15 protein-coding genes and 1 pseudogene are annotated in these 19,478 nt (G+C 69.3%); 7 read left to right on the top strand and 9 right to left on the bottom strand.

The features are described 5' to 3' along the window. Positions 1-160 precede the first annotated feature (160 nt). The 5 genes from HDC93_RS08050 to HDC93_RS08030 all read right to left on the bottom strand — a co-directional run bounded on the left by HDC93_RS08050 (position 161) and on the right by HDC93_RS08030 (position 6,401). Entirely contained in the window at positions 161-1,228 is a 1,068-nt protein-coding gene (locus tag HDC93_RS08050) for an AI-2E family transporter (RefSeq protein WP_185008584.1), read from the bottom strand. A 108-nt stretch (positions 1,229-1,336) separates the two neighbouring features. Further along, positions 1,337-2,128, bottom strand: coding sequence for a 2OG-Fe(II) oxygenase (locus HDC93_RS08045; protein ID WP_185008582.1), 792 nt, complete (start codon positions 2,126-2,128; stop codon positions 1,337-1,339). 52 nt (positions 2,129-2,180) lie between these two features. Continuing rightward, positions 2,181-3,443, bottom strand: a complete 1,263-nt coding sequence (locus tag HDC93_RS08040) for an amidohydrolase (protein ID WP_185008580.1) — start codon at positions 3,441-3,443, stop codon at positions 2,181-2,183. Between the two features lie 51 nt (positions 3,444-3,494). Beyond that, the gene (locus HDC93_RS08035; protein WP_185008578.1) at positions 3,495-4,283 is read right to left on the bottom strand and encodes a PhzF family phenazine biosynthesis protein; all 789 of its coding nucleotides are present in this window, start codon (positions 4,281-4,283) and stop codon (positions 3,495-3,497) included. Between the two features lie 96 nt (positions 4,284-4,379). Continuing rightward, positions 4,380-6,401: a tetratricopeptide repeat protein gene (locus HDC93_RS08030; RefSeq protein WP_185008576.1), complete on the bottom strand. Its 2,022-nt coding sequence runs from the start codon at positions 6,399-6,401 to the stop codon at positions 4,380-4,382. A gap of 498 nt (positions 6,402-6,899) precedes the next feature. Here HDC93_RS08030 and HDC93_RS08025 point away from each other — a divergent pair, with 498 nt between their 5' ends. Continuing rightward, on the top strand, positions 6,900-7,343 hold the full coding sequence (locus HDC93_RS08025; RefSeq protein WP_185008573.1) for a hypothetical protein: 444 nt from the start codon (positions 6,900-6,902) through the stop codon (positions 7,341-7,343). Between the two features lie 7 nt (positions 7,344-7,350). On the opposite strand, the gene HDC93_RS08020 is transcribed toward HDC93_RS08025, so the two are convergent. Both HDC93_RS08020 and HDC93_RS08015 read right to left on the bottom strand, forming a co-directional pair. Continuing rightward, positions 7,351-8,328: a pirin family protein gene (locus tag HDC93_RS08020; protein ID WP_185008571.1), complete on the bottom strand. Its 978-nt coding sequence runs from the start codon at positions 8,326-8,328 to the stop codon at positions 7,351-7,353. Positions 8,329-8,508: 180 nt separating this feature from the next. Continuing rightward, a pseudogene (locus HDC93_RS08015) lies at positions 8,509-10,007 on the bottom strand (MFS transporter). A gap of 137 nt (positions 10,008-10,144) precedes the next feature. On the opposite strand from HDC93_RS08015, the gene HDC93_RS08010 reads away from it, so the two are divergent. Next, complete coding sequence (locus HDC93_RS08010; protein WP_185008570.1) at positions 10,145-10,876, top strand: TetR/AcrR family transcriptional regulator; 732 nt, start codon at positions 10,145-10,147, stop codon at positions 10,874-10,876. A gap of 13 nt (positions 10,877-10,889) precedes the next feature. Here HDC93_RS08010 and HDC93_RS08005 read toward each other — a convergent pair whose 3' ends face one another. Beyond that, positions 10,890-11,357 (bottom strand): SseB family protein, encoded by a 468-nt coding sequence (locus HDC93_RS08005; RefSeq protein WP_053670262.1) that lies wholly within the window; start codon positions 11,355-11,357, stop codon positions 10,890-10,892. Positions 11,358-11,479: 122 nt separating this feature from the next. Between HDC93_RS08005 and HDC93_RS08000 the strand changes: the two genes are divergently transcribed. The 4 genes from HDC93_RS08000 (at position 11,480) to HDC93_RS07985 (ending at position 15,990) form a co-directional block, all read left to right on the top strand. Next, positions 11,480-12,286, top strand: a complete 807-nt coding sequence (locus HDC93_RS08000) for an intradiol ring-cleavage dioxygenase (RefSeq protein WP_185008568.1) — start codon at positions 11,480-11,482, stop codon at positions 12,284-12,286. Between the two features lie 135 nt (positions 12,287-12,421). Further along, positions 12,422-14,248 carry an acyl-CoA dehydrogenase gene (locus HDC93_RS07995; RefSeq protein ID WP_185008566.1) on the top strand — a complete coding sequence of 609 codons (1,827 nt, stop codon included), beginning with the start codon at positions 12,422-12,424 and terminating at the stop codon, positions 14,246-14,248. Between the two features lie 76 nt (positions 14,249-14,324). Further along, entirely contained in the window at positions 14,325-15,647 is a 1,323-nt protein-coding gene (locus HDC93_RS07990) for a M18 family aminopeptidase (RefSeq protein ID WP_185008564.1), read from the top strand. An 88-nt stretch (positions 15,648-15,735) separates the two neighbouring features. Continuing rightward, positions 15,736-15,990, top strand: a complete 255-nt coding sequence (locus tag HDC93_RS07985) for a DUF6458 family protein (protein ID WP_185008562.1) — start codon at positions 15,736-15,738, stop codon at positions 15,988-15,990. Positions 15,991-16,002: 12 nt separating this feature from the next. On the opposite strand, the gene HDC93_RS07980 is transcribed toward HDC93_RS07985, so the two are convergent. Then, on the bottom strand, positions 16,003-17,817 hold the full coding sequence (locus HDC93_RS07980; protein WP_185008559.1) for a thioredoxin-like domain-containing protein: 1,815 nt from the start codon (positions 17,815-17,817) through the stop codon (positions 16,003-16,005). A 158-nt stretch (positions 17,818-17,975) separates the two neighbouring features. Here HDC93_RS07980 and HDC93_RS07975 point away from each other — a divergent pair, with 158 nt between their 5' ends. After that, entirely contained in the window at positions 17,976-19,274 is a 1,299-nt protein-coding gene (locus HDC93_RS07975; protein WP_185008557.1) for a helix-turn-helix transcriptional regulator, read from the top strand. Positions 19,275-19,478 lie beyond the last annotated feature (204 nt).

Here is a 19,478-nt window from a genome sequence, read left to right as displayed (position 1 = left end):
GCGGGTCTCGACGCACAGCGGACGGCGCAGGGCGCACGGTGGCTCCTGGCCGCTTGACCGGTCACGGTTCCGGTGCCGGCGACGGCTCCTGGTCGCCGTAGCGGTCTCGACGCACAGCGGACGGCGCAGGGCGCACGGTGGCTCCTGGCCGCTTGACCGGTCACGGTTCCGGTGCCGGCGACGGCTCCTGGTCGCCGTAACGGGTGCGCAGTTCCTGGACGATGCCGAAGGCCGCCGCGGTGAGGGGGACCGCGAGGAGCATGCCGAGCACTCCGGCGACGGAGGCCCCGGCCGTGATCGTCACCATCACCACCGCCGGGTGCATCTGCACGGTCCGGCTCTGGATCATCGGCTGGAGGACGTGCCCCTCCAGCACCTGCACCGCCAGGACCACGCCGAGCGCCCACAGCGCGATGACGAACCCCCGGTCGGCGAGGGCGACCAGGACGGCCAGGGCGCCCGAGATGAAGGCGCCGAGGTAGGGGATGTACGCCCCGACGAAGACCAGTGCGCCCAGTCCGGCCGCTCCGGGCACGTCGAGGACGAGCAGGCCCACGGTGATGAGCAGTGCGTCGATGAGGGCGATGAGGGTGGTGCCGCGCATGAACCCCTCGACGGCCCTCAGCGCCCGCCGCGCCATGGCCTCCAGGGTGTCGGCCGACCCGCGGGGCGACAGGGACCGCAGCGTCCCGGCGGCCTTGTCGGAGTCGCGCAGGAAGAAGAAGACGAGCAGCAGCGCCAGGACGGCCATGGCGACGGACTCGCCGACCACGCTCACGCCGCTGATCACGCCGGAGGCGGCCGTACCGCCGAACTTGCCCAGCAGTTCCCGGGCGTTGGAGGCGAGGTCGTCCAGTGAGGTGCCGGCCGCTCCGAAGTGCTCGGAGACCCCACGGGCGGCCTGCTTGAGCGAGGCGACGATCTCGTCGCCGGTGTCGATGAGCGCGGCGACCACGATGTACACGGCCCCGCCGACCACGGCGACCACCGCGACACAGGTGAGTCCGGCCGCGACCGACCGGTGCACCCCGGCCTTCACGAGCCGCCGGTGCAGCGGCCCGAGCAGCGCCGTCCCGAGCAGCGCGAGCAGCACGGGCACGACGGCGGTCCGGAACTCCACGAGCAGCCGGATGCCGACGTAGACGACCCCGGCGGCGAGCAGCAGTACGGCACACCAGGCGGCGAAACGCCGGAGGGTCTCGGGGAGCAGCGGCTTGGTGTCCTGCACTCACCCAATCGAACATCCCACGCCTGAGCGGGCCTGCCGGAACCAGCCGGACGAGTGAGGCCGTGCCGACCCTGCCCGTCATCCGGGGCAAGGAAAGCACGTCATCCGTCAGGCGAAGACGGCCAATGAGTCGTCGGCACCGCGCACTCCGAGGAAACATGCCATGGCCACACGCTGTCCCTTCGTAAGGCGCCGCACGCCGTGCACGCGGGCAGCATCGAAGATGAGCAGATCACCGCTGCCGGGACGGATCGTCCAGTCCGGGGCGGTCAGTCGTGCACGGTCCAGGCCGTAGTCATGGCGGCGCTGTTCCCTGTACTGGACTTCATCGTCGACGACCGTGTCCCACAGTTCCAGCTCACCGCCGCCGTCCTCCGGAGGCACTTCGAGGTACACGTTCACGCCGAGTCTCTTGGTGAACGCATAGCCGCCGAGTACGTCCGAGTTGCGCTGGTCGATATGAGGGTTCGCCTGTCCACCCGACCGCCACCGTCTGATCACGTTGAGCAGGGCCGGGCCGCCGGCCCTCGTCAGGGCCACCTCCGCGCCGGGCGGCCACAGTGCGTCCAGCTGTGACAGCAACCTGTCGACCGGAGACCCGACCCCGGCGAACAGCGACTCTCTGATGAACCTCGTGGTCGCTGCTCCCTCGGCCACATACTGTTCGGCCTTCTCACGGCTCTCATTCGCCTCGCCGATGGAGACGCCGACGCACTGAAAATCAGGCGTGAGAGTGTAGGTCGACGCCTCGCAGGCGGCCTCGATACGCGGGCCGGCCGCCTCGTAGACGCCGGGCGGCGAGTACCCCCGGCACCAGATCAGGTCGAGATCGCCTTTGATCAGCCCGATCAGCGCGTCGTAGGAAAGGTCGGCCGCTGCTGTCAGTTGACGCTCGCTCATGTTCCCCCCGTGGTCCCCCGTTGTGGCGTCCGATCTTCGAGCGTGGGTTCGATCAGTTCAGCAGCGCGGCTGCGGACAGGAGCCGCATGGCGACTCCGATGGCCCGCTCGTCCACGTCGAACAGCCCTTGGTGCAGGTCGAGTGTCCGCTCGGCCCCTGGCGTCCGAACCCCCAGGCGGGCCATGGCTCCGGGCACCTCTCGCACGAACCAGGCGAAGTCCTCCCCACCGAGACTCTGCTCGGTGTACGTCGCGCCGTCCTTCCCCAGAGCTTCCTCGGCCGCCCTCCGGAACAGCGCGATACTGGTGGCCTCGTTGACGACCGGAGGAATGCCCCGGGTATATTCGAGGTCGGGCGTCACTCCGTGCAAGGCGGCGATGTTCTCGACGGCCTGCCGGAAGAGGTCCTCGACCAGCGTCCATGCGCGCTCGTCGATACAGCGGATCGTGCACTGCATAAAGCCGGTTTCCGGGGTGAGCGCTCCGGTCGACTCCGTGCCGGTGTTCGCCTCCACATGGCCCCAGACAATGGAGACGCCTGAGCCCATGGGCATCCACTGACTCACGGCGGTGGGAACACCGACGGTCAGCGCGGCCACAGCATGGACCACGTTGGGCGGCATGGTCCCGTCACCGGCTCCCGCTCCCGCCTTCACCGTCAGCTTGACGAGGTCGCATGCCGAGGTCAACGGCCCTGTCTTGAGCCCGACACGACCCACGTCGATCTTGGGGTCGCAGTGCAGAGCGAGAATGCGGCCCACGTCCTTCAGGACTCCGTGCCGCATCATGTACTGAGCGCCGGCGATCTTCTCCTCGGCGGGCTGGAAAACGAGCCGCACAGGTGTGGGAAGGCCATGTGTCTTCGACAGCTGCGCCAGTCCCAGACCGGCTCCGAGCACACCAGCCGTGTGCACATCATGGCCACACGCGTGGCAGAATCCCGGCACCGTCGACCGGTACGGAACTGCTTTCTCATCTGTCACCGGAAGGGCGTCGAGATCCGCCCTCAGCGCCAGCAACGGAGCGCCCGGGTCCAGGCCCGGGATGTCGCACACCAAACCGGTGGCCCCCGGCATCAATCGGGGTTCCAGTCCGGCCTTTTCCAGCCGCTCGGCGACCTTTTGAGTGGTACGGAATTCCTCATTCGACACCTCGGGGTGCCGGTGGAGATCCCTGCGGAATTCGATCATCTCCGCTTCAAGGGCCAGCGTGAACTCCTTGACCAGTGCTTTCACACTGTCAGGCGGTGCGACGGAGCCCACGGCGTTGAGCGGCACGTCGAGAGCGAGCTCAACGCCGCTTGTACTAGCGTTCATTGGGCCAGACTAGAACAAGATCGCATATTGCAGAAACCGAATGCCGGAACACTAGACGAGAAGCTCACCGCGAAGTACGCCTACGGCTTGACCGCCGAGATGGACCCGATTGTCCGTAAGGCGCAGGCGGATCCGGCCACCTCTCCGCGAGGCCTGTTCGGCCATCATCTCGGTGGCACCGAGGAGGGGTGACCACCACGTGGCCAGTGTGCAGTGAGCAGAACCCGTGACGGGATCTTCCGGAACTCCAACCTCCGGATAGAAACAGCGACTGACGAACGCGCGTTCGCTCTGCCGCGCGGTGACGATGACACCGCGTACGGAAAGGTCGCGGGACAGAGCCGCGATGCCGGCGAAATCCGGCTTCAGCCCCCTGACTTCCCTCTCGTGCGGAACCTGGACAAGAAGGTCGTCCCTGCCCCGCGCCGCGGCCTCGACGGTCACATCACCGAAGGGTTTCGACAGTTCTCCCGACGTCGGCACCGCATCGAGGACGTCCGCGGGGAAGTCCATGTCGACCCAGCCGCCTTCGGCGACACAGCTGAGGCGACCGCTCCGGCGAGTGATGAACTCGCTCCTGCCGCCCAGCACATGAGCGGCGGCCAGCGTGGCGTGGCCACAGAGGTCGACCTCCGCCACCGGTGTGAACCACCGCAGGGGATAGCCCATTCGGCGCTGGCGGTCACCGACGACCACGAAGGCCGTCTCGGAATGCCGCATCTCGGTGGCGACACTCTGCATCCAGGACGGCGGCCGCTCCTCCGGCATGAGCACCACCGCGGCAGGGTTTCCCTTAAACGCCACGTCGGTGAAGGCGTCCACCACATGAATCTCGTCCATCACGCCCCTTCGCGTGCTGCACCCGGTCCGCACCTGACGTTGTTCCAGTGTGCGGAGCTTACCTCAACAAATAAGGCATTTCTTAACAAGATATGACTAACCCCATTCTGCGAGCAGCCCCCTGGTGGCGGTCGTCTCAGCGTGCTCCGGCCCCAAATTCAGCTGCTGCCATACGACGACCTCCTGAAAATCGCGTAGTCCCTCCTCCGTCCGGCCGAGGGCGCACAGGCACTGGCCTCGCAGGCGCCGTGCCTCGGCGGCCTCGGTCCTGGTGGTCCAGTCCTTGCTGGTGTACTCGCTCAGCAGCTCCGTGATCTCCTCCAGAGCGTCCCCCGGCTCGTCCTTGAGGAGCATGATCCTGGCAGCCGTGATGCGGGCGTAGAGACTCTCCGGGTGCGGATGCGATCGCCTCTGCCACGCCTCGAAGACCGCCCCGATCTCCCGCGACGCCTCCGCCAGCCGCAGGTGCCCCTGCCCCACCAAGGCCCGCACCAAGCTGTGCCAGACCGTCAGGGTGTCGAGACCATCGGGATCCCTGCCGCGCTCGTAGGCCAGGATTTCGCGCAGGTTAGCCTCGGCCTTCTCCCACTGCCGCTGTTCGAGCATGCAGCGGGCGAGTTTGTGCCTGGTCGCCATGGTGTACGGATGGTCGCCGCCCAGGTTCAGGGTGCGCTGGCCAAGGACCCAGGCGAGTTCCTCCTCCGCCTCACGCAGGCGGCCCTGCTCGAGAAGGCACCGGCCGTACTCGTGCCGGACGGCCACCACGTCACTCCGGGTCCGCCACTCGGAGGGAAGGCTTTCCAGACAGTCCTCGACGAAGAGCTGCGCCTGTCGCGGCAGGCTCCGGGCCAGAAGGAACCTGCTGACCTTCCGGATCACGTCGAAGGCGATGGGAACCCTGGTGTCCTCGTGGCTCCGTTCGTTCGCACACCACCGGACGTAATCCAGCACGGGGGCGGCGCAGTGCGGCGCGACCACGATCCACCCGGTCCAGCAGTCCGGGTCGTCCGGATCCAGATCCCGCACGGCGTCGGCGAGCAGATCGATCATCAACCGGCGAAGTTCCACCGCGTCCGGACGCTTCTGGTTCTCCAGGACGACGTCCCTGATCAGTGGGTGAAGGGTCAGCGTGTACCCGTACGTCGCTCCAGCGGACGCGTTCCTTCCGAGGTTGATGAGAGTGAGGCCGTCGAGTGCGTCGATGAGCAGCCGGATCCGGCTCTCCGAGATCCGGCCGAACAGCGGCGAGGCAGACAGGACCTCGCAATTGAGTACCGCACCGTAGGGAATGGGCCGAGCCGCCATCAGCGCCAGGACACCCAGCAGCGGCCGCGCGTCGGCGAGCCCCCGCTCGGCGAGGAGCGTCAGCGACATCTCGCAGGTGTTGTGGACCGCGCACAACTCCAGCTCCTCGGTGAGCTTGTGCTGGTCCACGTGGGGTCTCACCTCGTCGAACCGGTGAACCAGGACGTCGTGGTAATCCCGAATGCTCCGGATCGCCTTTCCACCGCGGAAGACCGGCCCGTGGTTCACCTTTCGCAGATACGCTCCCGCCGCCCTGAGAGCCAGGGGAAGACCACCCAGCCTGCGTGACAACTCGCCTGCGTCGGACAGTTCCTCGTGCGACACCGTCCCGCTTTTCCCCGCGTAGTCGAGCAGGATGCGCGCACCGTCCGCCGGCCTGAGGGCACCGATGCGGTGCTTGGACGACCAGGGGCCCCACACGGACGTCTCGCCGACCCGCGAGGTCACGACGACCATGCCACGCGGCGTCTGCGGATACCTGAGCCAGCCCACTCCGCTGGCGATGTCCCGGTCGTGGTCGGCGAGGTACTCCGGCCAATCCGCGTTGTCCAGGACGAGCAGCCAGGGCACCGGCGCGTCGTTCAGCAACTGCCAAACCAGGTCCGTGGCACTGGCCCGGCCGGCCCAGGCCTCGTCCACCCGGGGCGGGGGCGCTCCCAGTTGGCTCGCGATCTCGCGCATACCGCCGCCGATGGATGCCTGGCCGCCCGCGTGTATCCACCAGACGCGGATGCCCGACGACAGAGCGGCCTGACTGACCTCCCAGGCGATTTCCGTCTTTCCGCAACCGCCGAGTCCGTAGAGGATGTGCACACTCCCCGACCGCTGCCCCGGTTCTGCAAGTACCTCATGTCCCGGTAAACAACTGGTGAGGTATCGGGTAATGGAGTGGCGCCCGTGCAGTTTCAGTCCCCCGCGGCGCGATTCAGGAATTCCGACGGAACTGCGGCCCGGCCGGTGTGCACTCGCGTGTGACTGCGGTGGGCTGAATAAGGAAATGTCCCGGCCGGCCGAAAAGCTGACGGCATGCCCACTTACTTCTATGTGCTGCTCTGCTTCGTAATGAGCACTGTCATGGACATCGTCGACCACTGCAGCAGTCCTCGCCATGGGAGGTCAGGAGCGACAAGAGGGTTAGGCTAGCACGCCGTTTGGCTCAAAAGTAGGGGCCGTCAACCCCTGAAGAAGAGTGACGACGGACAACTCACGAGCCCCCTGCGAAAAATGGGAAGCACACCGTCACATCCCGCCCTCTACGCGGAAAGCCGAATACCGCCTAGGGTATGAACCTTCGACGACCGGAGGTGATCTGTGGACCCCATCGTCCTGGCCGCGGGGACAGCGCTGGTTTCGGCAATGGCCACCGATGCGTGGCAACGTACGGCAGCTTCCATCGCCGATCTGTGGAAGCGCGCGCGTGCCACGGAAGGTGAAGTGATCGATCCGGATCGCATTCCGAATGAACTCGCCACGCTGCGCACCAATGTCGTGCGTGCGCGGACTGATTCCGATCCGGAGATGGAGGAGTCACTGACCGGTTTGTGGCGACTCCGCCTGCACGCGCTCATCGAGCAGAACCCTTCGCTCGCCGAAGACCTCCGGAGCCTGGTCCAGGAGAGCCTCCTGCCTGAAGTGGACGACCGGGCCCGGGTCCGCGTCGAGACCCTCATCCAGCAGAGTGCGAAGGTCTCGGGCGGTACCAACTACATGGCGGGCCGGGACATGCGGGTCCACTCGGGGGAGGAGACTCCCTGATCTCTCGTCAACCCTGCGGACCGCTCGCGGTCATTCCGTGCACCGCCGGGACCGTGCCCAGGCGGCCCTTCTGGAAGTCCTCGAAGGCCTGCATGAGTTCGTCCTTGGTGTTCATGACGAACGGACCGTAGTGGGCCATGGGTTCACGGATGGGCTGTCCGCCGAGCAGGACGACCTCGAGGTCCGGGGTGTGGGAGTCCTGCTTCTCGTCCGCGCGGACGGTCAGCGAGGAACCCGCGCCGAAGACGGCCGTCTGGCCCATGTGGACCGGGCGGCGGTCGGGTCCGACGCTGCCACGGCCGGCCAGGACGTACGCCAGCCCGTTGAAGTCCTCGCGCCACGGCAGCGTGAGCTCCGCACCCGGGGCGACGGTCGCGTGGACCATCGTGATCGGGGTGTGCGTGATGCCGGGGCCCGCGTGTCCGTCCAGCTCACCGGCGATGACCCGCAGCAGCGCGCCGCCGTCGGGAGTGGTGAGCAGCTGGACCGACCCGCCGCGGATGTCCTGGTAGCGCGGGGCCATCATCTTGTCCTTGGCCGGGAGGTTCACCCACAGCTGGAGGCCGTGGAAGAGACCGCCGGAGACGACGAGATGCTCGGGTGGGGCCTCGATGTGCAGCAGGCCCGAGCCCGCGGTCATCCACTGGGTGTCCCCGTTGGTGATGGTGCCGCCACCGCCGTTGGAGTCCTGGTGGTCGAAGATGCCGTCGATGATGTACGTGACGGTCTCGAAGCCGCGGTGCGGGTGCCAGGGCGTGCCCTTGGGCTCACCCGGCGCGTACTCCACCTCGCCCATCTGGTCCATCATGATGAACGGGTCGAGGTGGCGGTAGTTGATCCCCGCGAACGCCCGGCGCACCGGGAAGCCCTCACCCTCGAAACCGCTCGGAGCGGTCGTGACGGCGAGCACGGGACGTGCCACGGCGTCGGCAGGCGCGGTCACGCGGGGCAGCGTCAACGGGTTCTCGACGGTCACTGCAGGCATGTCGGTTCCTCCTCGTGTACGCCCAGTTTAGTTGAGCGTTGAACTTTCTGCCACCCCCAACAGAGAAAAGCGGGAGGGCATTCCCGACCCCGGGGGACGGCGCAGCGAACCACGGAAGACCGGCATGACGGAAGGCCGGCACCCCGCAGCGGGGTGCCGGCCCTCGGATGTCCGGGCAGGTCAGGCGACCAACTCGCGCTCCTCGCTCTCCGCCCCGGCGGGCCCGGGCCCACGGTCCCGCATCACCAGCGTGGCCACGACCGCCGCGGCCAGGACACCGAGCGCGCTGATCGTGAAGGTCGTCGACATCGAGGCGGCGAAGGCCTCCCGGGCCGCCCGCAACAGACCCGTGTCGCCTCCGGCGACCGCCAGCGCCCCGCCGATGGACTCCCGGGCCTGCTCGGGGGCGCCGGCCGGCATCTCGTCCGCGTAGCCGCCGGAGAGCAGGGAGCCGAGGATCGCGATGCCGAGGGCGGTGCCGGACTGCTGGATGGTGTCGTTGAGGGCCGAGCCGACGCCCGCCTCGTCCTCCGGGATGGTGCCCATCAGCGCGGCCACCGCGGCCGGCATGGCCAGACCGGCCCCCAGCCCCAGGATCCCGAGCGCCACGGCCGGGACGGTGAACCCGCTGTCGGCGGTGAGTGTGGTCAGCAGCCCGAAGGAGGCGGCCATCAGCAGCATCCCGCCGAGGATGACGAACCGGTTGCCGAACTTCACGGCGAGCTGCGCCCCGGCCGTGTTGCCGGCCAGCGCCGCCACGGCCAGCGGCAGGAAGGCCAGGCCGGCCTTGACGGCGGACCAGCCGAGCACGAACTGGAGGTACTGGGTAAGCACCAGCAGCAGGCCGGCGTTGCCGATCTGGACGAGCGCCAGGGAGAGCGAACCCCCGCTGAAGTTGCGGTGCTTGAAGAGGACCAGCGGGACCATCGGCGAGGGGGTCACGTTCTGCCAGGTCACGTAGCCGGCCAGGGCGGCCACCGCGACGGCCAGGACGAGGAGGGAGCGGCCTTCGAACGCGCCGTGCTGCGGGATCTCGATGATCCACCACACCAGGGCCATCATGCCCACCACCGACAGCACCGCGCCCAGCGGGTCCGGCTTCTGCCACGGCGCCTTCGACTCCGGCATCAGCAGCACACCGGCCAGCAGCGCGAGACCGACGATCGGGACGTTGATCAGGAAGATGGCCTGCCAGGCAAAGTGGTCGATGAGCACGCCACCGAGCACCGGGCTGCCGACCAGCCCCAGCATCGACACCGAGCCCCACGCGGCCATCGCCTTGGGCCGCTCGTCCTCGTCGAAGACGGTGATCAGGATCGACAGCGTCGAGGGCATGATCAGCGCCCCGCCCACACCCATCGCGATCCGCACCGCGATCAGCTCACCCGGAGTGGAGCAGAACACCGCCCCCAGCGAGGCCGCCCCGAAGAGCAGCAGCCCGATCAGCATCACCTTCCGGCGCCCGAAGCGGTCCCCGAGGCTTCGCGAGGTCAGCAGCAGCCCGGCGAAGACCAGGGTGTAGGAGTCGAGGATCCACTGCATGTCCTGGGCGCTCGCCCCGAGGTCCTCGGTCAGCGCGGGCACCGCGACCGTCAGCGCCATGTTGTCGACGACCAAACCCGCGTGCTGAGGCACAGCACGATCAGGATCCACCAGCGGCGTGGATTGCGAGTTTCCATTTCCGTTCCCCTCCCGCGAACACCGCTCCTTCGATGCGAACACTGTACGCACAGAGGAACAGTGTGCGCAACGCTTGAGTTCTGTACGCTGACTGCGCACGCTGTTCGCACGAAGAGGCTCGACAGGAGGAACCCGGATGAGCAGGACGAAGGACAAGAACCCCATCCCGTCCGTATGGACCCGCGAGCAGCGCCGGACCGACCAGCCCGCGCTCAGCCGGGACGCGATCGTGCGCGAGGCGATCGCGATGCTCGACGCCGAGGGCATCGAGGCGCTCAGCATGCGCAAGCTCGGCGCCCGCCTGAACGCCGGCGCGACCTCGTTGTACCGGCACGTCGCCACGAAGGACGAGCTGATGGAGCTCGCGGTGGACGAGGTCGCCGCCGAGATCCACGTCCCGCAGGCCGGCGGCCCCGACTGGCGCGCGGCCGTCACCGAGGCGGCCGGGTCCTTCCGCACGACGGCGCTACGGCACCCCTGGCTGACCCTGGTCCTGGGGCAGGCCGGGCTCGCCTACCTCGGACCGAACTACATGACCTTCTCGGAGCGGCTGGCGGCCCTGTTCACCGCCGCGGGATTCCCGGAGCCGAGCCGGGCGATCGACGCCGTCTTCTCGTACGTCATCGGCATGAGCACGACCGAGGCCGCGTGGCTCACCACGGTCGCCCGCTCCGGCGAGAGCGAGACGGAGTTCGTGGCCCGGCTGCTGCCCGCGGCCCAGCAGGCCTCGGCCTGCTGCGACCACCTGGCGGCCGCCGGGCCCGAGACCTCCGCGCAGGCCTCCGACCCCGCGACACTGCGCGACGACAAGTTCGCCTACGGCCTCGAGGTCGTCCTGGACGGCCTGGCGCTGCGCCTGCCCACGTGACTACGGCCTGATCTCAGCCGCCGTACATCCGGCGCATCGCGAACTCGACCATCTGCTCCACGGCCTTGGCGTCGAACACCATGCGGTGCTCGCCCTCCATGTCGAGGACGAAGCCGTAGCCGGTCGGCAGCAGGTCCAGCACCTCGGCGCCGGTGATCACGAAGTACTTGGACTCCTTGCCCGCGTACCGGCGCAGCTCCTTGAGCGTGCTGAACATCGGGATCACCGGCTGCTGGGTGTTGTGCAGGGCCAGGAAGCCGGGGTTGTCGCCGCGCGGGCAGTAGACCTTCGACGTCGCGAAGACCTGCTGGAAGTCCTCGGCGGCCATCTGCCCGGTGGTGAAGGCGCGCACCGCGTCCGTGAGGGAGGGCGGGGACGGCTCGGGGTACAGCGGCGGCTGCTGCCCGTACCCGCCGGACATCGGCTGCTGCGGAGGGGCGTACTGCCCTTGCGGGCCCGCTGTCTGGTCGTAGCCGTACATGAGCGCAAGCGTACCGAGCGCGGGCGGGCCCGCGGGCCGGTACGCCGGTCCCGGCAAACCGACAGCGAGTCGACAGCGCCCGCTCTGTGGATCGCCGGGGCGGCGGCTCGTAGCGTCGTGTCATGAACGGATGCCACGACGAGGGCCCGCCCGAGCACGGCGGAGGCCTCTCCCACGACCTGCCCGTCCTCGCCCGCCGGCGGATGATCCGGCTGATGGCGGGCGCGAGCCTGGTCCCGCTGGTGGGCTGCACCTCGGACCATGAGACCCCGGCGGCCCCCTCCTCCTCTTCCGCGGGATGCGCGGAGATCCCGGAGGAGACCGCCGGCCCCTACCCCGGCGACGGCTCGAACGGCGTGAACGTCCTGAAGGAGAGCGGGGTCGTCCGCAGCGACATCACCCGCAGCTTCGGCGACTCCGCGGGCGGCGCGGCCGACGGCGTCCCCCTGACGATCACGCTCACGGTGGTGGACGCGGCCTCCGGCTGCGGGACGCCGAAGCGGGGCGCCGCCGTCTACCTCTGGCACTGCGACCGGGAGGGCGCCTACTCCCTCTACTCCGAGGGCGTCACCGACGAGAACTACCTGCGGGGCGTGCAGGAGACGGACGACGAGGGCCGGGTCACCTTCCGGAGCGTCTTCCCCGGCTGCTACCCGGGCCGCTGGCCGCACGTCCACTTCGAGGTCTACGGCAGCCTGGCGGACGCCACCGCGGCCACGTCGATCACGAACACCTCGCAGCTCGCCTTTCCAGAGGACGTCTGCGACACCGTCTACGCCACCGACGGCTACGGCGCGAGCGTGCGGAACCTGAGCGTCCTCTCGCTGGAGGACGACGGGATCTTCCGTGACGGCCACGACCGGCAGCTGGCGGCGATGACGGGGAGCACGGGGGACGGCTACACCGCGGCACTGACCGTTCCGGTGTGACCTGTCACAGATGACGGATCGGGGTTGCTTCTTATTACCGACGGGTAGCATCATCGTAGCTACTTGTTGGTACGTGAACTAGCGCGAGGATCCAGTGCCTCGCCGATCTCTCTACGGAGCCGGGAGCCTGTCGCCATGGGGCACTACAAGTCGAATCTCCGCGACATCGAGTTCAACCTCTTCGAGGTACTCGGGCGTGACAAGGTGTACGGCACCGGTCCGTTCGGGGAGATGGACGTCGAGACCGCGAAGAGCATCCTCGAGGAGCTGACCCGCCTCTCGGAGAACGAGCTCGCGGACTCCTTCATCGACGCCGACCGCAACCCGCCGGTCTTCGACCCGGAGACCAACACCGCGCCGGTCCCCGCGTCCTTCAAGAAGAGCTACCAGGCCTTCATGGACTCCGAGTACTGGCGCCTGGGCCTCCCCGAGGAGATCGGCGGCACCACCTCGCCCCGCTCCCTGATCTGGGCCTACGCCGAGCTGATCCTGGGCGCCAACCCGGCCGTGTGGATGTACTCCTCGGGCCCGGCGTTCGCCGGCATCCTCTTCGAGGAGGGCAACGAGGTCCAGAAGCACATAGCCAAGGTCGCCACGGAGAAGCAGTGGGGCTCCACGATGGTGCTCACCGAGCCCGACGCGGGCTCCGACGTGGGCGCCGGCCGCACCAAGGCCGTGCAGCAGGAGGACGGCTCCTGGCACATCGAGGGCGTGAAGCGCTTCATCACGTCCGGTGAGCACGACATGTCGGAGAACATCCTCCACTACGTGCTGGCCCGCCCCGAGGGCGCCGGCCCCGGCACCAAGGGCCTGTCCCTCTTCCTCGTCCCGAAGTACCTCTTCGACTTCGAGACCGGCGAGCTGGGCGAGCGCAACGGCGTCTACGCCACGAACGTCGAGCACAAGATGGGCCTCAAGGCCTCCAACACCTGCGAGATGACCTTCGGCGACCAGCACCCCGCCAAGGGCTGGCTGATCGGCGACAAGCACGACGGCATCCGCCAGATGTTCCGCATCATCGAGTTCGCCCGCATGATGGTCGGCACGAAGGCCATCTCCACGCTGTCGACGGGCTACCTGAACGCGCTGGAGTACGCCAAGGAGCGCGTCCAGGGCCCTGACCTGGCGAACTTCATGGACAAGACCGCGCCCAAGGTCACCGTCACCCACCACCCCGACGTGCGCCGCTCGCTCATGACGCAGAAGGCGTACGCGGAGGGCATGCGCGCCCTGGTGCTCTACACGGCCTCCGTCCAGGACGAGATCCAGATCAAGGAGGCCGCGGGCGAGGACATCTCCGCCCTGGAGGCCCTGAACGACCTGCTCCTGCCCATCGTCAAGGGCTACGGCTCCGAGAAGGGCTACGAGCAGCTCGCCCAGTCGCTCCAGACCTTCGGCGGCTCCGGCTTCCTGCAGGAGTACCCGATCGAGCAGTACATCCGGGACTCCAAGATCGACACCCTCTACGAGGGCACCACGGCGATCCAGGGCCAGGACTTCTTCTTCCGGAAGATCGTCCGCAACCAGGGCGCCGCGCTGAACTCCCTCGCCGAGGACATCAAGAAGTTCCTGGCGCTCGGCACGGGCGGCGAGGAGCTGGCCGGTGCCCGCGAGCACCTCGCCAAGGCCGCCGTCGAGCTGGAGGGCATCGTCGGCCTGATGCTCACCGACCTCGCCGCCACCGAGCAGGACGTCAAGAACATCTACAAGGTGGGCCTCAACACCACCCGCCTGCTGATGGCCTCCGGTGACGTCGTCGTCGGCTACCTGCTGCTCAAGGGCGCCTCCGTCGCCGCCGAGAAGCTCGAGACCGCCTCCGCCAAGGACAAGGCCTTCTACACCGGCAAGATCGCCGCCGCGAAGTTCTTCGCCGCGACCGTCCTGCCGGGCGTCACCCTGGCCCGCAAGGTCGCCGAGGGCGTCGAGCTGGACCTGATGGAGCTGGACGAGGCCGCGTTCTAGCTCTCTCACGTCCTCTGTTCGAGGGCCTGTTCCCCTACGCCGGGAACGGGCCCTCGTCCGTCGTTAAGGTGAACCCATGACCGAACCAGCCCGCTTCGACCGCGGCCACACCGACGACCTCATGACCTTCCTGGCGGTGAGCCCCACGCCGTACCACGCCGTGGCGAACGCCGCCGAGCGACTGGAGAAGGCCGGCTTCAGGCAGGTCGCCGAGACGGACGCGTGGGACGCGGTGACATCAGCGGCTTCCGCCGCGGGGAGCGGCGGCAAGTACGTGCTGCGCGGCGGCGCGATCGTCGCCTGGTACGTGCCGGAGGGCGCCGCACCCCACACGCCGTTCCGGATCGTCGGCGCCCACACCGACTCCCCCAACCTGCGCGTCAAGCCGCTCCCCGACACCGGGGCGCACGGCTGGCGCCAGGTGGCCGTGGAGATCTACGGCGGGCCGCTGCTCAACTCCTGGCTGGACCGCGATCTCGGCATCGCGGGCCGGCTGACCCTGCGCGACGGCTCGACGCGCCTGGTGAACGTGGACCGGCCGCTGCTGCGCGTGCCGCAGCTCGCCGTCCACCTCGACCGCTCGGTGACGGCCGACGGCCTCAAGCTCGACAAGCAGCGGCACATGCAGCCGGTCTGGGGCCTCGGCCGCGACGTCCGCGACGGCGACCTGATCGCCTTCCTGGAGGAGACGGCCGGCATCCCCGCGGGCGAGGTCACCGGCTGGGACCTGATGACGCACTCGGTGGAACCGCCCGCCTACCTGGGCCGCGACCGCGAGCTGCTGGCCGGCCCGCGCATGGACAACCTGCTGTCGGTGCACGCCGGCACCGCCGCCCTCGCGGCCGTCGCCTCCGCCTCGTCGCAGCCGGCCTCCATCCCGGTCCTGGCCGCCTTCGACCACGAGGAGAACGGTTCCCAGTCGGACACCGGCGCGGACGGTCCGCTCCTCGGAACCGTGCTGGAACGCTCGGTCTACGCCCGTGGCGGCTCCTACGAGGACCGCGCCCGCGCCTTCGCCGGCACCGTCTGTCTGTCCTCCGACACGGGCCACGCGGTCCACCCCAACTACGCGGAGCGGCACGACCCGACGCACCACCCGCGCGTCAACGGCGGCCCGATCCTCAAGGTCAACGTCAACAACCGCTACGCCACGGACGGTTCGGGCCGTGCGGAGTTCACGGCGGCCTGCGAGGCGGCCGACGTGCCCTTCCAGTCGTTCGTCTCCAACAACTCCATGCCCTGCGGCACCACGATCGGCCCGATCACCGCCGCGCGGCACGGCATCAGGACCGTCGACATCGGCGTGGCCATCCTGTCGATGCACAGCGTGCGCGAACTGTGCGGCGCCGACGACCCGTTCCTCCTCGCGGGCGCGCTGACCGCGTTCCTGGAGAGGTAGAACAGGCCGTCACCGCATGGGTGTTCCCTTCAGGGGTACCCGGTGTTCCGGGACCGGAACGACCGGACCGTACAGGGAGGCGACACACATGGGCCTCGGCGGATGCATCATCCTCATCGCCGTGGGAGCCATCCTCACGTTCGCGACCGACTGGGACATGCAGGGGGTCAACCTCGACCTCGTCGGCATCATCCTGATGATCGTCGGACTGATCGGCGTCACCACGTTCAGCAGCATCGCCAGGCGTCGGCGCGTGGTGGTGCCCCCGACGACGCCCGGTGTCGTCGAGGACCCGGCGGTCCGCCACCGCCGTGACGGCTACAGCGACGGATACGGCGTGTGACGCCCGGGCTTCTCAGGCGTCCATCCCGGCCAGCACCAGCGGAAGCCGGTCCGTCCCCGCTTCGGTGAGACGGACGGGCACGCCCCAGTCCTGCTGGTGGACATGGCAGGCCGGGTACTCGTTGTCCGGGTCGTCGTCGCACGAGGCGGCCATCGCGGACACATGCAGCACACCCTCCGGTACGGCGGGGTCGAGTTCGAGGGCGCGGGACAGGTCCGTCCCCGCGCCCTCGCCGCCGCGCAGCAGTTCCGGCGGCGTGGACGAGACGAGCAGACGGGTCGAAGGGCCGTACCGGGTGTCCAGCTTCTGGCCCGCCGGGGCCTGGAAGATCACGTCCAACCGGAGCTGCCCGGGCGCGACTTCGGTCGCCTCCCGCTGCGTGCGGTGAGCGGCCTCGGGCACCTTCACCGCCTCCTCCGGCAGCCGCAGCCGCGTCAGACGGTGGCGGGCCGACTCGACGACCACGATGTCGTCGCCGGCGAGCACCGCGTCGCCGGCCTCGCGCAGGTCCGTGGCGAGGGTCGTCACCTCGCCAGTCGCCGGGTCGTAGCGCCGCAGGGCGTGGTTGTAGGTGTCGCTGACCGCGACCGAACCGTCCGGCAGGGCCGTGACGCCCAGCGGGTGCTGGAGCAGGGCCTGTTCGGCGGCGCCGTCGCGGTGGCCGAAGTCAAACAGGCCGGTGCCGACGGCGGTGTGCACGGAACCGTCCGGCTCGACCCAGCGCAGGGCGGACGTCTCCGAGTCGGCGAGCCAGAGCCGCTCGGGTGTGGCCGTCAGCCCGGACGGCTGCGCGAACCAGGCCTCGGCGCCCGGCCCGTCGACGAGCCCCTCGTTGGTCGTCCCGGCCGTGACCGCGACCGTCCCGTCCTGCGGGTCGTACGCCCACAGCTGGTGGACACCGGCCATGGCGATCCAGATCCTGCCCTGCCACCAGGCGACGTCCCACGGGGAGGACAGGTCGACCTCGCGGGCCGGACCCGAGGTGGGAGAGCCCTGCCACCACTGCCGGCCCGTACCGGCGAGGGTGGTGACCTCGCCGGTGGCGAGGTCCAGCCGTCGCAGGGCGTGATTGACGGTGTCGGCGACTACGACGGAGCCGTCGTCCAGCAGGGCGAGTCCCTGCGGTTCGCTGAAGGCGGCGGTGTCACCGGTCCCGTCCGTGAAGCCGCGCTCCCCCGACCCGACCCTGCGCACCACGCTCTCGCCGTCCCCGGCGAGTTCGACCAGCTGATGCCGCGTGGTGTCGCTCACCAGGAAGTTCCCGGACGGCAGCGACAGGGCCTTGCCCGGGAACCGCAGCACCGTCGGCGCCACGTACGGCCCGTCGCCCCGCCGCAGGGTCCCCTTCGCCGAGTGCTCCGCCTCCAGCTCCCCGACCAGCCGCTCGATGGCGTGCACATGCCCCTCACCGGCGTGCTGCGCGACGACGTACCCCTCGGGATCGATCACGACCAGCGTCGGCCAGGCCCGCACGGCGTACTGCTTCCACGTCGCGAGCTCCGGGTCGTCCAGCACCGGGTGCTCCACCCCGTACCGCTCCACGGCGTCGACGACCGCCTGATGCTCCGCCTCGTGCACGAACTTCGGCGAGTGCACCCCGACTACGACGACCGTGTCCCGGTGCTTCTCCTCCAGCTCACGCAGCTCGTCGAGGACGTGCAGGCAGTTGATACAGCAGAACGTCCAGAAATCCAGGATGACGATGCGTCCCCGCAGGTCGGCGAGGGTGTAGGGCTGCCCGCCCGTGTTCAGCCAGCCGCCCTTGCCGGTCAGCTCGGGGGCACGGACGCGGGGGCGGCGGGGCACGGGCCGTTCCTGGTTGCTCATGGGTCCAGGATGCCTGCGGACATCGCGAGTATTCGAACGGAGATTTCAAGCATAGAACACATGAACCATCGGGTTTTGCATATCTGCATTAAATAGATGATCTTGCTGCAAGGTGTGTCAAACTCGAGCGTCGACTGGCACGAGGCGGGGGAGCCACCATGTCAACACAGGCCCCGACGTTCGGTGAGGAACTTCGCCGGCGAAGGAACGAGTCCGGTAAGTCGCTGACCGACATGGAACGGCTCGTCCATGCGACGCGGTCGCACCTGAGCAAGATCGAACGGGGCCACCGCAACCCCAGCGTCGAGCTCGCCCGTGCCTGCGACGCCAAACTGTGCGCGGACGGCCGACTCCTCGCTCTGCTGCCCGCCGCGGCACGAACCCGTGAGGAGCGCCCGGCCTCGCGCGGCGACGACGACGTGCCCTGGTCGCTGAGTGTGTCCGCCACCGGCGAGAGCACCTTCACGGCCTGCGATCCCAAGGCTCTCGCGGACGGCCACTCCTCCGCCGTACTGGCGCACTGGGCCCTCGCACCGGGCGGCCGGGAGGCCGTCTCGGTGGAGGCCGCGCTCCCCGTGTTCCACGCCGTCTTCGACGAGTACCGCCGGCTCGGCCAGTGCTCCGGCCCCGCCCTCGTGATCCCGCTGAGCAGCACGGCCACCGGGGCGCTGCGCGGTCTCGCCCACAGCGCCCCGCCCGCCTGCAGCGCCGCCGTGCTCCGGCTCGCCGCACGCTTCGCCGAGTACACGGGCTGGATGTGGCAGGAGGCGGGCGACGACCGGGCCGCCCGCTGGTGGACCGAGCAGGCGGCGCGTCTGGCCGCGTCGTGCGGTGATCACGAGATGACGGCGTACACGCTGCTGCGCCGGGCCGAGCTCGCTCTCTACCAGGGGGACGCGCAGACCACCGTGGACCTCGCGGAGGCGGCCGGCCGGCAGGCCCGGGGCCTGCGGACCAGGGAACTCGCCGCGCAGCGCGAGGCCCAGGGGTATGCGCTCATGGGCAGCGAGACGCAGTGCCGGCGCGCTCTGGACCGCGGTGCCGAACTCGTGGAATCCGCACGGACCCGGACGGACGACGCCCCCGCCCTGGGCAGCACCCACCTCCCCGACCTCGCCGCCTTCGTCGCGGCGTGGTGCCTGCGGGAACTGGGCGAGTCCGAAGCCGCCGTCGCCCTGCTCGATGCGGGCCAGGACACCATCGCCCCACACGCCCTGCGGGCCCGTGCCCGCCACGGCGCCCGGCTTGCCCTCGCCCTCGCGGACGCCGACGAGATCGACCGGGCCTGCGCGGTGGCCCGGTCCGTCGCCGAGGACGTGCGGACCACCGACTCCGCCACCGTACGGGCCGACTTGCGGCAACTGAGGTCGTCTCTGGCCACCCGGCGGAAACATCCCGCGGTCCGGGACATCCTGCCGGTCATCACCGCGAGCCTGCGCGGGGCCCGGACGACCTGAGGACCCCCGCACCACCACGCCCGGGCCGCGACAGCCGCCCGGGCGGAACCCGACGGCCGCCCCGGTCGCCTGTGTCCTGTTGGCACCGGAAGTGTCAACAGGCAACGCATTGACCACCCGTACGGCGGCTGAAAATGTCGGTTTTACCCACCGTGGGCGCTGCTGCCACGGCGCCGTTCCCCAACCCGTCCGCGGAGCACACGC

It is taken from the genome of Streptomyces sp. AK010 (assembly GCF_014207295.1).
GTDB lineage: Bacteria > Actinomycetota > Actinomycetes > Streptomycetales > Streptomycetaceae > Streptomyces > Streptomyces massasporeus.
This window is presented reverse-complemented; position numbering and strand designations above follow the sequence as displayed.

Bases quoted from the DNA above. Each gene is read 5' to 3' on its own strand.
- HDC93_RS08045 (WP_185008582.1), bottom strand. From the start codon at position 2,128: ATGAGCGAGCGTCAACTGACAGCAGCGGCCGACCTTTCCTACGACGCG.
- HDC93_RS08040 (WP_185008580.1), bottom strand. From the start codon at position 3,443: ATGAACGCTAGTACAAGCGGCGTTGAGCTCGCTCTCGACGTGCCGCTC.
- HDC93_RS08035 (WP_185008578.1), bottom strand. From the start codon at position 4,283: ATGGACGAGATTCATGTGGTGGACGCCTTCACCGACGTGGCGTTTAAG.
- HDC93_RS08020 (WP_185008571.1), bottom strand. From the start codon at position 8,328: ATGCCTGCAGTGACCGTCGAGAACCCGTTGACGCTGCCCCGCGTGACC.
- HDC93_RS08010 (WP_185008570.1), top strand. From the start codon at position 10,145: ATGAGCAGGACGAAGGACAAGAACCCCATCCCGTCCGTATGGACCCGC.
- HDC93_RS08005 (WP_053670262.1), bottom strand. From the start codon at position 11,357: ATGTACGGCTACGACCAGACAGCGGGCCCGCAAGGGCAGTACGCCCCT.
- HDC93_RS08000 (WP_185008568.1), top strand. From the start codon at position 11,480: ATGAACGGATGCCACGACGAGGGCCCGCCCGAGCACGGCGGAGGCCTC.
- HDC93_RS07995 (WP_185008566.1), top strand. From the start codon at position 12,422: ATGGGGCACTACAAGTCGAATCTCCGCGACATCGAGTTCAACCTCTTC.
- HDC93_RS07990 (WP_185008564.1), top strand. From the start codon at position 14,325: ATGACCGAACCAGCCCGCTTCGACCGCGGCCACACCGACGACCTCATG.
- HDC93_RS07985 (WP_185008562.1), top strand. From the start codon at position 15,736: ATGGGCCTCGGCGGATGCATCATCCTCATCGCCGTGGGAGCCATCCTC.
- HDC93_RS07980 (WP_185008559.1), bottom strand. From the start codon at position 17,817: ATGAGCAACCAGGAACGGCCCGTGCCCCGCCGCCCCCGCGTCCGTGCC.
- HDC93_RS07975 (WP_185008557.1), top strand. From the start codon at position 17,976: ATGTCAACACAGGCCCCGACGTTCGGTGAGGAACTTCGCCGGCGAAGG.